Raw genomic sequence first — 14,149 nt, forward strand, 5'->3', positions numbered from 1 at the left:
GGGCGGGTGGTGCTCCTTGCTACTTGGTGAAGGTCACCCGCAACTTGGGCGGGTAGGTCTGGCCGGCGCCTCGGAAGATGCCGTAGTACGTGCGATTCGTGGTGTTGGGGTCGAGCGCGATTCCGCGCCATCGCGTCGAGTCGAAGACGCTGGTGATGTCGACCCACTTGCCTTGATTCCGGGCCCACGAAATGGTCTTGACCTCGCTGTCCGAGCTGAACGTTGCGGGTCGGGAGGTGTGTGGGTGGGCCTTGATGACGGCCTTGCCGCCGCTGGCGTAGTACCAGTGCTCGGCGTACAGGTAGACCTCAGCTTTGACGATCTTTGCGCCGGACAGGTCGGTGCCAAGTGCGGAGGGGAAGCCGATCAACGCGGACTGGATGCCGTTATTCGAGGAGTAGTAGCCCTGAACGCACTTGTTGCCGTAGTAGGCGTTGTAACCGGCGCGCTTGGCGTACGACCCGGACCACGAGGCCGTGTAGGTCTTTGTGTAGGTTTGCACGGGTTCGGCGGCGCTTCCGCCGCCGGTGTTGTATCCACCGGTGACGGGGATCTCCGGGCCGGTGTCCTCGATGTAGAAGACATTGCTGCGGCCGGTCGTGCTCAGCCCAAGGTCGAGGGTTTGCCCGCTGCTGCCGCCTGAGTTCTCGAAGGAGAGCAGCAGGCGGTGCAGACCGCCGCCGAGCGTGGTGCCGCTGGCGTTGTACTCCAAGCTGACTTGCTGGTAGCGGCCGGTGTGGGCGGGCGTGTGGATCGAGGTCTGGCGCAGCGTCGAGGTGATGGTGGGCTTCGAGGTGCCCCCGTCGCGCAGGTAGAGGCGGATCTCTCCGTCCGTGGCGTTGTCGAGGTTTGCGGTCGCTCGGAACACGACCCGGTAGAGGCGTCCGGCCTCGGCGGTGAACGGCAGCTCGTAGTAGCCCATTTCGCTGCCCGTTGCGGTGACCGTGGATGTGGGGTGTGCGCGCGCGACGATGCCCTTGGGGCCGGCACCGATCAGGGCGGAGACGGGATCGCCGCCTACGGTGAGGTCACCCGCGACGTTGAGGTCGGCGAAGTTGCCATTCCCCGCGGTGTCGATGGTTGCCACGGCGGTGCCGTCGGTGCGCAGGGTGAGGTACTGCGGCGCGCCAGTCACCAGAGCGACGGCTTCTTGCCCGGTTTCGTCGAACAGGCGCAGTCCCTGGGGGCCTACTTCGGCGCGGGCGCCGCCGATCGCGCGGCCGAAGACCGGATGTACTTCCGCGTTGTCCCACACGGCCCATCCGCGGGTGGCGGCCGAGGCCTCCAGACACAGCACGGCCTGCGTGGTGCCGGTCGGGGCGGCGACTTGCCCGGTGATGCGCTGCCATCGACCCGGCTCCGGTGTGGTCGTCTCCACCACGCCATAGCCGAGCACGGTGCCCGCTGCGCTCTCCCAGCGGGCGAGGATCTTCACCGCCTGGGCGACGATGTCCTGCGAGACCAGTATGTCGACGCCGAGCCAGAGTTGCGTGCGGGACAGGACCGGGACCTTAGCCAACGGCAGTGTGAAGTATGTAGGGGTGTCGGCGGTCAAGTCGCAGTTGATGCCGACTCCGAAGCGGTTGCCGGGGGCCAGGGCCCAGGGCGCGCCGCCCGCGGCCACGATGTTCGCGGTCGCCGCGGTCTCGAAGGATGGGTCGGGGATCAGGTTGGTGCCCTGGCCTACGGCAATGTGTTCGGGCGTGACGGCCCCGACGGACAGGTGCGTGGTGTTCACGGCCCCTGCGGCGATTTTGCCGGCGGTCACGGATTGCGCCTTTAGCTCTCGCGAGGAGATCGTGTCGGCGGCGATCTTCCCGGCGACCACGGAGTTCGCGGCAAGCAGGTCCGCACCGATGGTCTCCCTGACCAGCTTGGATCCGGGTACGGACGCGTCCTTGAGCCACACGGCCAGGTCAAGCAGCGCGGACAGGTCGGGCCCGTCGACGGCGCGTGGGGTGCCGGCGACTACGGGCGAAGCCTGGCCGGTGATCTCCGCGGTATTTGCGGCGACGAGCCGCACGTACACGGTGTTATAGGCGGCGGTCGCCACGGTGACAGTGCCGCCCGCGGTGTTGCTGATCGTCGCCGCGAGCGTCGTTGCATCAGGAGCGAAGTTCTCGGTGAGGCCGATGTGCACTTGGATGCGAGCGAAGTCGCTGGGGGTGGCGTAGGCGTCTTCCCATTGCCCGTCCCAGGTGACGATCAGTCCGGCGAGTACCGGCTCGAGAACCGGTGCCGTGGGGGTGGGCGGCGGGGTGGAGTTGACCGCGACGACGGCCACCGCTCCGTCGTCCTGGACACCGACGGAGCCGCGCAGCACTCCGCCCTCGTCGTAGATGTCGAGGGAGCCGCCCTCGATGGAGGAGTAGCCGGCCTGCGCGGTGCGCTCTACGGCTTGTATCCGCCGCTCAAGGTCGGCCAGGACCTGGGCGAGGCGCCGTGCGTCCGACTGGATGTCCAGAAAGTTGGCCATGGGCGCGGATGCTGGACGTTGGCCATGGTTAACGTCGCGCGCTGCCCGGCGAGGACATCCGCCGGGTTAGTAGTGGAAGCTGTCGGAGCGCTTCAGGAACAGGGTGCACAGGCCGTCTGCGCTGATTTCGTCGCTGACGATGCGGTGCCACACGTCGACGTCGCCGACCCATGGCACGTGTACTTGAACGCGGATGTCGTCGCCCAGGGCCCAGGAGCCCAACCGGGCGTTGGGGTGGTCGATGATCTGGATGGCGGGGATCTGCAGGGCCTGTGTTCGGCCGGCCAACTCCTGAGTGCCCCGGGTGCGCAGCGACTTGTCCGACGACAGTGTCTTGTCGGCGACGGTGGCAACCCGTCGCAGGCGCCCGTCGTAGCGGTAGACCTGCGCCCGCTTCATCTTCCGGCCCTCGCCTTTGCCGAGCACGATGACTTCGTTGGCGTACTCGTCGCCCATGCCCTCGGGCTTGGCGATGGCTGCGATGTTCTCGCCGTCGGCGAATCGCAGGTCTTTGCGCTTCCTGCCGATCCGCGGCTTCCCCAGGATCAGCCGGTGCTGGATTTCGTTGCCGCTGCCGGTCCAGGCGTGCGTCTCCATCCAGTCGAATGGGGTGTCCCTGGCAAGGGCGTCGAGGGCTTGGCCACAGTCGGGGGCGTTCCACCAGGCGAGTTCCCACGGGTCGGAGCCGTCCGCGGCGCCCAGCTTCTCGCCCAGGTCGTGGGTGTCGACCTTGAGCCCGATGTTCCCGTAAGGGCGTGACTGGACGTGGCTCCAGATGTTCCGGAAGGCGTCGTACACGTCGATGCGAGGGCCGCCGTACGGCTTCGGCGGGGGTGGCACCCGCTGCTTCCCCTTTTGCCCGTCCACCCAGCCGTCATGGTTCTTGTCCTTGCCTGCATACGGGTCCTTGGGCGTGATCAATGCGCCGGAAATCATGTAGCTCTCGTACGGGATGCCCTGCGGGTAGGCGGAGAAGCCCTCGCAGTAGATGGAGGCCTTCGGCCCGTCGTACGCCGTTTTCGTGACGATGCCGCCCCACCGGATACGGCCGTCGATCTCCAGGTACAGCTTGGTACCCCACTCCTGCAGGATCGGCTTGCCGTCGGAACCGATCATGCGGGCGTACTCGGGTTCGATGGTGCCGTTCAACGACCCCGGCCCGGACAGATCCCGTCTCGGGTTCGAGGCCAGAGCGAGGGGTACCTCCCAGTCCAGGATGGGCTCGGTGGCGGCCCGTCCCCCGCTGGCCCGCTGCGCGATGTACCGCCAGCCCGTCGGCACCTCAGATCTCCTCGTCGTCCGGGGCCTCGACGAACTCGACGTCGGCGATGATCGACGTCCCGGCGTCCACGGAGACGTCCCCCGTCTCCGCCTTGTACATGTAGGTCTGCAGGCGGAGGGTCTGCGTCGTGCCGCGCTTGGACGATGGCACGCTCATGTTGTCGGCCACCACGACGGTTTGGCGGCGAATATTGGCGCCTTGGTCGTCATCAATGACTGTGTCCTGGCCAGGGTCCCCACCAAAGACGCTGTGCATCTTGGCGAAGACGTCAGCCCTGGTGAAGCGCAGGCCAGCCACGGTGACGACGATCTTCGCGCGGGTGGCCCACAGCGGCACGTCAATGTCCCAGCTCGCCACACCGGGCCAGTTGTGCCACTTGTTATCGGAGTAGCCGAGCGTGCTCAGTGACGTAGGGAAGACGGTGTAGAGGCGACGGTCCCGCCGCGGACTCACCATCGACCGCAGATCCTTGATCATGGCCTGAGTGATGGCGCTGGTGTTGGCCGGGATGTCGATACGGGCGAGCGCAATGGCGGAGTCCGATGCGCGCACTTGGCTGACGCGTGTTGTCGTGCGGGGCACGCCGCTGATGACCCGGGTGAAGATGTACGGTCCCACCGTCGGATCCGCTGGATTGGGCCACGTCTCCCCGAAGGAGTACGGGTTCTCGACCCGAGCCACGATGAGATCGGAGCGGGGAGATACCCCAGTCGCAGCGATGTCGACACTGTCGGCCGTCGGCAACCGCCCCGCGTACGCCTGATACGCCGCGCCGGCGGCCCGGTTCACGATGGCGCACGCCCCGGTCGTCACCTGCACTTCGGCCCCGGGAGAGGACAAGGCTCTCACTCGCAAGTCTCTGGAGCCGACCACGCCCTCCGCCCCTCCGAACGCGGCGAACGCCAGCAGGCGCGCAACCTCCGAACTGTGCTGGGCGCCGCCCTCGGTGAACCACGGCACGCTGTCCCACGCCATGACTGTCTACCTCCGCTGCTCGATGCTTGGCAGCGGAATGTGGCCAGAGCCGGGGGCTTGTGTCGCGCCGTCGAGGATCACAGGTAGGCGTAGGCGTCCCGCCAGGCCACCGTCATGTAGGCCGTGCCGGTTGCGTCAGTGCCACGCAGCACAAAGTCCTGCGTGCCCAGGGGGAGTTTCATGTCCTTCAGCCGCGGCGTGCCGCGGGTGAGGAGGCCGGCCACCGAGGCGTTGCCGTTACGCAGCACGGTCCGTGCCCAGGGGCGGGTGTCAATCACGACGCGTTCACCGACTCCGAGGGTCAGGTCGAGTCCGGCCTTCCAACGGCCGACGACGTCACACACGGGATTCGTGATCGGGCCGTAGATCGTGATGACCGGCCAAGCGGGCTTCGTACCACCCACCGTGACTTCGCCAGCAACCTTCCCGGAGCCCTCCCCGGTCATCGTCAATGGCGTCGTGAGCGGCCCCACCAGGCCGTGGTGATCGGGTGGCACCAGATCGATGCGAACCTTCTGCTCGACATCGTCGTAGGCCGTGGAGTCCAGACATACAAACGTGCACACCACGGGTGTGTAGCCCTGCCGAGTCAGTTTCGATCCGGCCGGTGCCGCCTTCCGCGGGCGTCCGTAGAAGCGGCGGGCGCGGCCGCCCTGCGTGGTCCTGAGTACCGCTGGGGTGGCGAAGCGTCTACGGACCGCTTCGGCGTCCCAGGCCTGCAGCATTGTTGACACGGCACTGAGGTTCGCATCGTGTCGCCCGAGCTGGGTCGGGGCCTCGTCGACAGCGTCCACGCCCACCTCGAAGGTGATGGTGGCCTGGCCGCGGTAGTCCTGCCCGAGCCGGGCCCCGTCCTCCTGCGGCATGGGCACGTCGCCGGCGTCGACGTCGGCGTAGGTGATCTCGTACGGCTCGATCAGGTAGTAGCCGGACGCGATAGTGCCGAAGGTGAAGTTCGCGCCCGGGTGGACCTCGTTGGCGCTGTAGGAGAGGTTCCATTCGCCCTCACGCAGTGGCATGTGCACCTCCTCGACGGATACGGCGCAGCTCGAACAGGGCGCTGTTCAGGGCGTCGCCCGGAGTCATCGGGGCGCCGGTCATGGTCAGGTTGAGGTCACCGCCGACGAGTGCAGCGGCGGCCGGGGCGGTGCTCACCCGGGTGCGGGCTGCGCTTGCCGTGTTGGAGCTGCGGACGGCACCGGAGGCGTACTGGCGCATGGCTCCCTGGGCGAAGTACACGACCTGGCCACCGAACATCTCCGCGACCCGCTGGAGGATGGCCTCGCTGCGCTTGCGTTTGCTGGGGGCCAGGGGGATGTACGCCTCGCCCTGTGTCTCCGGCTCATTCCATATGCGTATTTCACCCGGCTTTCCGATCTGTGCGATGTGCCGTTCGGCGCCGGCCGCGAATGCCTTGATCCGGCTGGCAGCCGCGCGGATGCCGCCGTTGGCGTAGTGGACGATGCCGCCGTCCGCATGCGTCCGCACAACGGAGGGCTTGCCTGACTCGCTGTACTGGACGGTGACGTGGATGGTGCGGCCGGTGAGTCCGTTGATGCGGTCCTGGATGCGCTGCACCTGGGCCAAGGGCGTGGCGTTGGGCGCCGTGATCTCGATCTTCTTGCCCTTGAGGTCCTTGACTTTGTAGCCGAGATCCTTGATTGCCTGCTGTGCTACCGCGGTCGGCGCTTCCATCTTGAGCTTCTTGCCGGGCGGCAGACCGGCGACCTTGTCGCGGATCGCCTGGAGATCGCCGGTGGCCTGCCTGATGATCGCCTGGACGGTGACCTTCTTCTTGTTCGGGGCGGTGGCGATGTCCTTGGACAGGGCGGCGATGTTCACGCGCGCCCCGCCGGTCGGGGCCGTGACCGACACCTTCTTGCTGCCAGGAATCCGCTGCACGGTGAAGCCGAGGGCCGCGAGCTGTGCGCGCGCCTCGGCCGTGGGCGCCTTGATCTGTACGGCCTTGCCGGGCGGGAGGCTCTCCAGCTTGCTGCGCAGGCCGAGGACCTCGGCGGTTGCGGCCGGGATTCCCTGAGCGGTGACGAGGGTGGTGATGGTGTCCGGGATGAATCCCATCTGGTCGGCGAGTGCCTTGGCCTGGTCCTTGGGGATGCCCATGCTCGTGGCGAGTTCAATGGCCTTCGCACGGGCCCGCTCCATCGCCCCATTGCTCTGGTCCATGGCCTGGGACATCGGTATGAGGCCCTGCTCCCCGGCCTCCATCGCCCGGGTTGCCACGCCCAGCATGCTGTCGCGCAGCTCCTGGAGCTGCGTGTTGAGGGTCTGGCCATTCCGGGAAGCGGTGTTGACCAGTCCGTCGGCGCCGACGAGGGCCTTCCCCCAGCCTTCGGCACGCGTGATGTTGCCCTTCATGGTGTCATCGACCTGGAGCATCACGGCGTTGAGCTGGGCCTGAGCGTCATGGAAGCTCTGCGTGTTGCCGTTGAGGGCATCCAGTGCCCGCTTGAGGGCATCGGTGCGTTCGTCTGCCGTCTTGGTCTTGTCACTGAAGGTCTGCACCGCGGCCTGCAGGCGGGTGTAGGAGTCCGTGCCGGTGGTGCCCGACTTGTTGATTGCGTCGGCGAGTTCCTTGTGCTTCTTCTGGCTCTCCTCGAGCTCACCCTTCACGGCGCCGAGGGCGTCCTTCGCGCGGATCGCGGCCAAGCCCTCGTCGTCCCACGACTGCGCAGCTCCCTGCGCCGTGGTGATCCACTCTTCGTGGTCGTCGGCTGTCTGCTGGAGCTGCTTCTGCAGCTCTCCGAGGGTCGTGCCCTGGCCGAGGTAGGCGTTCGTCAGCTCGCCGAGGCTGACGCCCGCCTTGCGCATCATGTCGACCAGCTTTCCCTTGCCGTCGGCGAGCTCCGTGTCCTGCAGGAGCTGCGCGGCCTGGGCGCGGACGTTCGCGTCGATCGCGCCGCCGGACGCGACCAGAGCATCGGTCAGGGACTTCACTCGTTCCTGGTGAGCCTGGGTGGCACGGGCGGCTTCTTCCTGCCGGGAGGCGAGGAGGCCGAGACCGATGGTGATGCCCGCGATGGCGAGACCGAGCGGACCACCCAGGGCGGACGTGATGCCGCCGATGGCCCTGGAGGCAACCCTGTTGGCTGCGCCGATCCCCCGCAGTGTGCCGGTCAGCCGGTTGCCCTGCGCGGCCGCGCCGGAGTACGCCAGGCCCATGCGCTGCCACATGGTGATCTGCGGGCCCATTACCCCGGCGCCCATGGTGCCGCGCATGGTGGTGCCGAGCGTGCGCACGGAGGTACCTGCGGCCGTGACCGAGGTGCCGAAGGAGCGCAGCATGCCGGCGACGCCGCTGATCACCTTCAGGGCGAGCATCGTGCCCAGGAACGTGGCCAGGACCGTGGTCGCCCCCGGGACGATGTTCATGATCGAGTTGAAGACCTCGAGTAGCCCGCTGAAGGCCAGGAGCAGTACACCGAGGCCGGTTCCGGCGGACGACAGGTTCCCGATCGCTGTGGCGATGTTCGAGATGACGGAGATGAGCGCGGGCCCGACGGATTGACCGAGGGCGTTGAAGAAGGTGCCGAGGGCAGGCATCAACTCGGTTCTGATCTGTCGGACCAGGTCGAGGATTCCGCCGTCCCGCATGGACCGACCGAGCCCGCGCATGAGGTCCCCGAACAGGGCGTTGACCTCGTGGAAGACGGGCGCCGCGTCGCTGAAAAACTGCTCCATGGCGCGCTGGCCGGCGCCCGAGGTCGCCCAGCGCTCAAACCTCAGCATGCTGCCCTCGAGCCCGTCGAGCAGCGCGTTGCCGGTGTCCATGGCCGCGCGGCCGACACCACCGAGTCCCTTGATCAGGCTGCCGGTGGTCCGACCGAGCTGCGCGGCCTTGTCTCCCGCGTGGTCTAGGAACTTGGCGAGGCTGCCGGTCTCCCGGCCGGCCTGCACGGACGCCCGGAACCACTGCGTCAGTCGCTTGCCGCCCTTGGCGACCCGCTCAGTGAACGGCCCGGAAGCCACCAGGAAGTCCAGAGTGGCGCGGCCCATGTTGGCCAGGCCGTCCGTCATGTGGCTGATGACGCGGGAGTTGGTGCCCGCGATCGTCTTGAAGTCCCTGCGGAACGGACCGGTCTGCATGAACTTCGCGCCGCGCTCCGCCAGAGACCCCATCTGGGAGGCCGAGTCGCCCAGGGCGTCCTCGAGGAGCGGGAACACCGACTTCGCCAGGGGCTTGATGTCGTCGGCGACCTTGCTGAAAAACCGCTCGCTGACGGCCATGCGGACCTTGCCCCACGCCACTTGCAGCGAGGACACCGCGGATACCGCCTCACGGGCCGAGGGAGAGAGCTTGTCCAGCGCCTCCTTGACCTTCTTCTGCTGCGCCTCGGTGACCTTGCCGTCCCGGGCGAGCATCTGCTGCGCCTTGACCGACTCCTTGAGGGCGTCGCCGAAGCCCTTGAAGGCGACCGTCGTGCCGATCGCCGCGGTGGCGCCCGCTGTGATCAGGCCGGGTATCGCGCCGAGGACACCGACCGCGGGCGCGGCCGCGGAGACGAGGGCGGTCAGCCCGGCGCCGTACTGGCCGATGAGGGCGACCGCAGGCTGCAGCAGGGAGACGACGGCGCCGACACCGAGCATGCGCAGGCCACGGCCGCGGCCCGGCAGGCGGAAGTTGACCGGGACGTTGACCGGGTTGCGGTCGGCTTCGCCCTGGGCGCCCGCGATGAGTCCGCGGAGTCGGCCGAGGAGTCCACCGCCCGAGCCGTCGCCGTCCCCGTCCGGGCGGACGGGGAGGTTCAGGTCGGCGTCGTCGATGCGTCGTCGGATGCCGTCGAGGGAGGCGCGGAGCCGGTCCTCGTCGATCTCGACGCGGATCTTTGCGGTGACGCCCTTGGACGCCTCCTTGACCGCTTCCTTGAGCCGTCGCTTGAGGCCCTTGGAGTCGACCTCGACTTTGACCTTGGCGGCCAGACCTTCGGCGGCCGTCTCGACTGACGTGCGGAGCTTCTCCGCGAAGCCGGCCAGGTTGGCGACGACCGGAACTTCGAGACGCCCGGCCTGCAGGCCCTCAGCCACTGCGGACCATTCCTCTCTGCATGGCCGCCATGAGCATTTGCCTGTGGCCGGTCATGCGGGGTGCCTGCGGTTCCGGGGTGGGCTGCTGCGGCCGGGGTGGGCTGCCGTGGCCGCTGCGCGTCGTGGTGCCGGAGCGCGGCGGGCGAACGATGGTGGTGGGCTCCTCACGCCGTTTGTCGGCGGCGAGAATGCCGATCTCCTCGACGATCAGCGCCAGCAGCTCCAGGACGTTGTGCCAGCCGCCGAGCGGGGCGGACCGGACCCGGGAGTCGTCTGGGAGGCCGTCGACGAGGGAGATCAGTCGTCGGAGTCCAAGGAATGCGGGTTGTCCGGGACGAAGCCAGACGCGTCGGGCGTCGACTCCGTGGTAGTGGGAGAGGTCGGACTCGACGTCGCTCCAGCGGTCTCGGAGGAGTCGGCCGACCGAAAGAGCTTTCCCAACTCCACCCCGTAGACGCGGGCCAGGCCGGTCGTCAGCCGGACGTAGTCGGGTACGGACGGCTTCCGCTTGAGGAAGTCCTCGGTCTGGTCCTCGAGGAGGATGGCGTACGTCTCGCGGATCGCCTCGAGGAACTTGCGTGGCAGGGACGGGCGCCGGAACAGGGCGTTGACGACGTCCTTGATGCCGGCGTCGCCGTCGGCGGAGTTGATGACGTCGCCGAGGAGGCCGACCAGGTCCAGCTCGTCGGACAGGATCGGGTCGAGGGCCGCGGCCGGCAGCTCCGCCGGGAGGATGAACTGTTCGCCGCGGAACTTCACGGGGATGCCGTCGGGGTGCTGAACCTCGCGGCGTTCGGCGTCCAGGTCGATGACGAACGATGACGACATGTGCGTGACCTCTTCATGAGTGCGTAGCTGGGTTGCCGTGTTTGGCAGCGCGCGGACAGTGGCAGCGCTGCGCGGCTTGTGTCGCGGCGTGCGGCCGCCCTCGCCTCACGGCGCGAGGAAGGGGCGGCCGCAGGCCTGGGTCACGCGTAGGTGAAGCCGCCGGTCTTGGTGACGCTGCCGCCCGCGGTCGTGACGATCACGTCCTTGGCGCCGGAGGTGCTGGCCGGAGTGGTGACGGTGAGCTTGGTGTCGCTCTCGACCGTCAGGTCGGTACCGGCCGTGCCTCCGAAGGTCACGGCGGTCGCGGTGTCGAGGTCGGTTCCGACGATCATGACGGCAGTGCCGCCCGCGACCGGGCCCGTGCTCGGCGTCACGGTGGCGATGGTGGGCACCGGGGGTTGGAATGCCGGGTCGTCCGTCAGCACGTACCACGGATCCGTGTCGTCGCCACCCTGGACGGCCAGGCGCAGCGGGAGCACGGACTCCTTGGTCTTGGCGAGATCCTTGGAGACGCCTTCCATCTGCATGGTGCGAGGGATGACGTAGCGGTAGTGCTTGCCGCCGTCGATGATCTCGATGCACCCGGCGATTTCAGTGCGGCCCCCGATGCGGGGCGGGGCGAACTTGAAGTGCTTCGGGCCGCCCCCGGAGGGGGTGACGGCCGTGATGCGGCCGCCGCCGTACACCGCCCGGAAGTTCTTGCCGGACCACTGCTGCAGGTCCACCTCGACGGTCGCGGCATCCGTCGTCTGGAAGGTCCGGGTGGGGTACGAGGACTGGGCGCTGCGGACCTGCTCGAAGTTCGGCTCAGAGTTGAACTTGAGCGAGTCTTCGGTGAACAGGCCGACTGTGTACCAGCCCGCGGGCATTGCCACCGTGGCATCGGCCGGGGCTGCCGTCCCGACGGGGGCCAGCCACAGGCGGCTGAGCTGAGGGATGAGAATCTCGTTGTTGTTCGTGGTCTCGCCAGCCATGGCGGGCTTCTCCTTGGTGTCCGGTGCTAAGGCGCGGACACCTTGGAGAGCTGGGGTGGTTAACGTCGCGTCGTCACGGGTGGAGGGTGACAGAGAGGTTCATGACCCACCTGGGTTGGCCGTCGACGAGGGGGCTCCACAGCAGCAGGCCCGACGGCTTGATGCCGCTGATGACCGGCCGGCCGGGGACATGGGGCGCCTCCCCCAGATCCTGCGCGGCCGCGGCGCACCGCAGCAGGATCTGCCGCAGTTCGGCCTTGCCCGGCCAGCCGCCGGGATCGCCGTACACCTCGAGCGTCACCTCCGGGGCGATGGCCCAATTCAGGTCCCGCAGGTCCCCGCCGGGGCCGTGGTCGATGCGCAGGTGCGGCCAGGGTGCCTCTTGGATTCCGGACACACGGCCGGGGCCGCCGAGCGCGTCGGCGACCGCCGGGTGTTCCTGCAGCCAGGCGAGGATCGCGGAGACCGGATCCGCGTCCGCCAGGGTGAGCTCGCTCATCAAACCTGGGTGGCGTAGCCCTGGCCGTGCAGCCGGTGGGCGTAGTCCGGGGAGACGAGGAGCTCGGCGCCCGGCGGGTAGTCGGTGCCGTCGATAGCGTGGTGGTGCGCCAGGGTGACGGTGACCGGTTCGACGCCGGTGGGCAGGGCGGGGCCGACGACGTCCGGGTCCGGGGCCGGCCTGCGGGAGGGACGGGCCGGGGCAGCCCCGGAGACGTCCGCGGCGGACTCTTCCGCCGCGGCGTCCGCGGCGGGCTTCTTGGTGGTGTTCGTAGCCATGGCGCGCACTGTGCGCGCCCGGCCCGCTTGTGTCGCGTCGTCAGCGGCGGGCGGCGACGATGGCGGCCGCGCGGGACATGAAGTGTGTGCCGTCGGCGCGCAGGTTGCCCGGGTAGACGGTGCCCACCTCGGCCTCGACAACCATGGGGGCCTGGACGGAGACGGTGACTGTAACCTTCTTCCCGGCGACGACCGGCTGCCCGGTGTTGATGTGCCGGGCGATGCCCTGCGGGTCCTTGTGCGCTCGGCAGCGGCAGTTCTTGAGGTTGGCGACGGCCCGAGAGCTCTCGTCGAGCGGCTCGAGCATGTACGTCGTGGGGCCCACGCCGCGGTGCACCATGTCCCAGCGCATGGAGTCGATCGAGAAGCGCAGGTTCCCGGGGACTTCCTGCCCGTTGGCGGAGACGTGGGTGGGGCGGACCTTGTCGTCGCCCATGGTCACCCAGCGCTTGGTAGGCGGGGCCAGCCGCTTCGCCTCCACCTCGACCTGGTGGGCGATCCGCTGCACCGCGGGGGCCAGCATGCGGGCGAGCTGCTCCTCCAAGCCCTGCGCGGGGGTGAACTTCGCGTCAGCCATCACGGCACCTCGGGCGGGTTGAGCGTGGCAGTGGCCTGCACGTAATCGACATCCGGGACGCCGGGGACCGCGTGCTCGCGGGTGCTCGACAGCGTCCAGGACCGGCCGGTCTCGTCGGAGAGGGTGTCGCCCTCCTTGACCGGCCAGGCCTGCGGATCGAGCCGTACCGACCATGAACCGTCGGGCTGCTCGAGGACCGACCCGGGCCAGGTGCCGCGCGGGGCCGGCTTCTGGTTGGGGTTCGGCGGTACGGGCACGCCGTTGGCGTCGCGCACCCAAGGGTGAGCGAGCACGTACACCGTGAGCATGGCGTTCGGCAGCACGACGGCCACGGTCGTCAACTCTCTTTCGTCAGCGGCCGCGGCTCGAGGAGTACGGCCACGGCGGGCGGGCGGGCTGGTTCAGCGGCGCGAACAGGCGGCGCTTCCACCGGGACAGGCTGTCGAGGGTGGGTAGGGCGCCGGCCTGGCCGGTGGTCGGCTCGGACTCGTAGGAGATCGACTGTCCCTCCGCACTGACGGAGGACACGCGGCGCCCCTGGGAACCCACGCCGCCGGGGCGGTTGCGTTCGGACTCCGCGGCGTGCGTGGTCACGTACCTGACGACAGGGTCGATCGCGGCACCGTCGAATCCGACGAGGAAGTCAACGTCGTAGGTGCCATCTCCGCGCGGGCGGTAGGCGGAGACCTGCACCAGGTCGTCGGCCTCGAACGGCCACGACTTGGGATCCCCCAGGTCCTCGTCGCGGTGCCAGTAGGGGGTGAGGGCGGTGCGAGTGACGAGCTGGGGGATGGCGGGCTGGCCGAGGTAGGCGACGACGTCGGCCTGCGCCTTCCGGATGGCGGTCAGCAGGTCGTCGCGTTGTTCCGCGTCGAGCGGCAGGGGAACGCCGAGTTCCTTGGCAACCGCTTCGGGGGAGGTGACGAGACCCAGCCCGAGGGGCAAGTCCAGGCGTACGGACTGGTCCTTGACGGGCTGGGTGCCCTCGCTCGGGGTGAAGGTGACGGTGGCCCAGTAACGGCTGGGCGGCACGTCAGGCAGCGCGAACCGGTACACCCCGGCGCGCAGCCGGGTGGCTGGTCCCACTTCCGCCACAAGGGTGGAGCGGTCCGGTCCGTCGTACAGGGACAGGCTGGTGACCTGCCCTCCGGCCGGTTCGGGGTCGTAGTGCGCCCCGCCGTACATGGGCTTGTGGTCGTAGGTCGACACCCCGGGCT

General features: G+C 68.7%; 12 protein-coding genes. All 12 read right to left on the reverse strand.

Annotation, left to right across the window (positions count from 1 at the left end; translation table 11 throughout):
* Window positions 1-19: 19 nt before the first annotated feature.
* The 12 genes from IM697_RS18135 to IM697_RS18190 all read right to left on the reverse strand — a co-directional run bounded on the left by IM697_RS18135 (window position 20) and on the right by IM697_RS18190 (window position 14,141).
* Window positions 20-2,476 (reverse strand): hypothetical protein, encoded by a 2,457-nt coding sequence (locus IM697_RS18135; protein WP_194048733.1) that lies wholly within the window; start codon window positions 2,474-2,476, stop codon window positions 20-22.
* A 66-nt stretch (window positions 2,477-2,542) separates the two neighbouring features.
* A complete protein-coding gene (locus IM697_RS18140; protein ID WP_194048734.1) occupies window positions 2,543-3,757 on the reverse strand; it encodes a hypothetical protein in 1,215 nt (404 codons plus the stop codon).
* A 1-nt stretch (window position 3,758) separates the two neighbouring features.
* Window positions 3,759-4,733 carry a hypothetical protein gene (locus IM697_RS18145; RefSeq protein ID WP_194048735.1) on the reverse strand — a complete coding sequence of 325 codons (975 nt, stop codon included), beginning with the start codon at window positions 4,731-4,733 and terminating at the stop codon, window positions 3,759-3,761.
* 77 nt (window positions 4,734-4,810) lie between these two features.
* On the reverse strand, window positions 4,811-5,752 hold the full coding sequence (locus tag IM697_RS18150) for a hypothetical protein (protein ID WP_194048736.1): 942 nt from the start codon (window positions 5,750-5,752) through the stop codon (window positions 4,811-4,813).
* Entirely contained in the window at window positions 5,739-9,776 is a 4,038-nt protein-coding gene (locus IM697_RS18155; RefSeq protein WP_194048737.1) for a coiled-coil domain-containing protein, read from the reverse strand. The genes IM697_RS18150 and IM697_RS18155 overlap by 14 nt, the downstream gene beginning before the upstream one ends.
* 297 nt (window positions 9,777-10,073) lie before the next feature.
* A complete protein-coding gene (locus IM697_RS18160) occupies window positions 10,074-10,604 on the reverse strand; it encodes a hypothetical protein (RefSeq protein ID WP_194048738.1) in 531 nt (176 codons plus the stop codon).
* A 140-nt stretch (window positions 10,605-10,744) separates the two neighbouring features.
* Complete coding sequence (locus IM697_RS18165) at window positions 10,745-11,578, reverse strand: IPT/TIG domain-containing protein (protein ID WP_194048739.1); 834 nt, start codon at window positions 11,576-11,578, stop codon at window positions 10,745-10,747.
* 73 nt (window positions 11,579-11,651) lie between these two features.
* Window positions 11,652-12,077 carry a gp17 family tail completion protein gene (locus IM697_RS18170; protein ID WP_194048740.1) on the reverse strand — a complete coding sequence of 142 codons (426 nt, stop codon included), beginning with the start codon at window positions 12,075-12,077 and terminating at the stop codon, window positions 11,652-11,654.
* A complete protein-coding gene (locus IM697_RS18175) occupies window positions 12,077-12,355 on the reverse strand; it encodes a DUF7210 family protein (RefSeq protein ID WP_194048741.1) in 279 nt (92 codons plus the stop codon). Before IM697_RS18175 ends, IM697_RS18170 begins: the two co-directional genes overlap by 1 nt.
* 40 nt (window positions 12,356-12,395) lie before the next feature.
* Entirely contained in the window at window positions 12,396-12,932 is a 537-nt protein-coding gene (locus IM697_RS18180) for a structural protein (RefSeq protein ID WP_194048742.1), read from the reverse strand.
* Entirely contained in the window at window positions 12,932-13,264 is a 333-nt protein-coding gene (locus IM697_RS18185; RefSeq protein ID WP_194049761.1) for a hypothetical protein, read from the reverse strand. Before IM697_RS18185 ends, IM697_RS18180 begins: the two co-directional genes overlap by 1 nt.
* 19 nt (window positions 13,265-13,283) lie before the next feature.
* Window positions 13,284-14,141, reverse strand: a complete 858-nt coding sequence (locus IM697_RS18190; RefSeq protein WP_194048743.1) for a hypothetical protein — start codon at window positions 14,139-14,141, stop codon at window positions 13,284-13,286.
* Window positions 14,142-14,149 lie beyond the last annotated feature (8 nt).

The organism is Streptomyces ferrugineus, from assembly GCF_015160855.1.
Classification (GTDB): domain Bacteria; phylum Actinomycetota; class Actinomycetes; order Streptomycetales; family Streptomycetaceae; genus Streptomyces; species Streptomyces ferrugineus.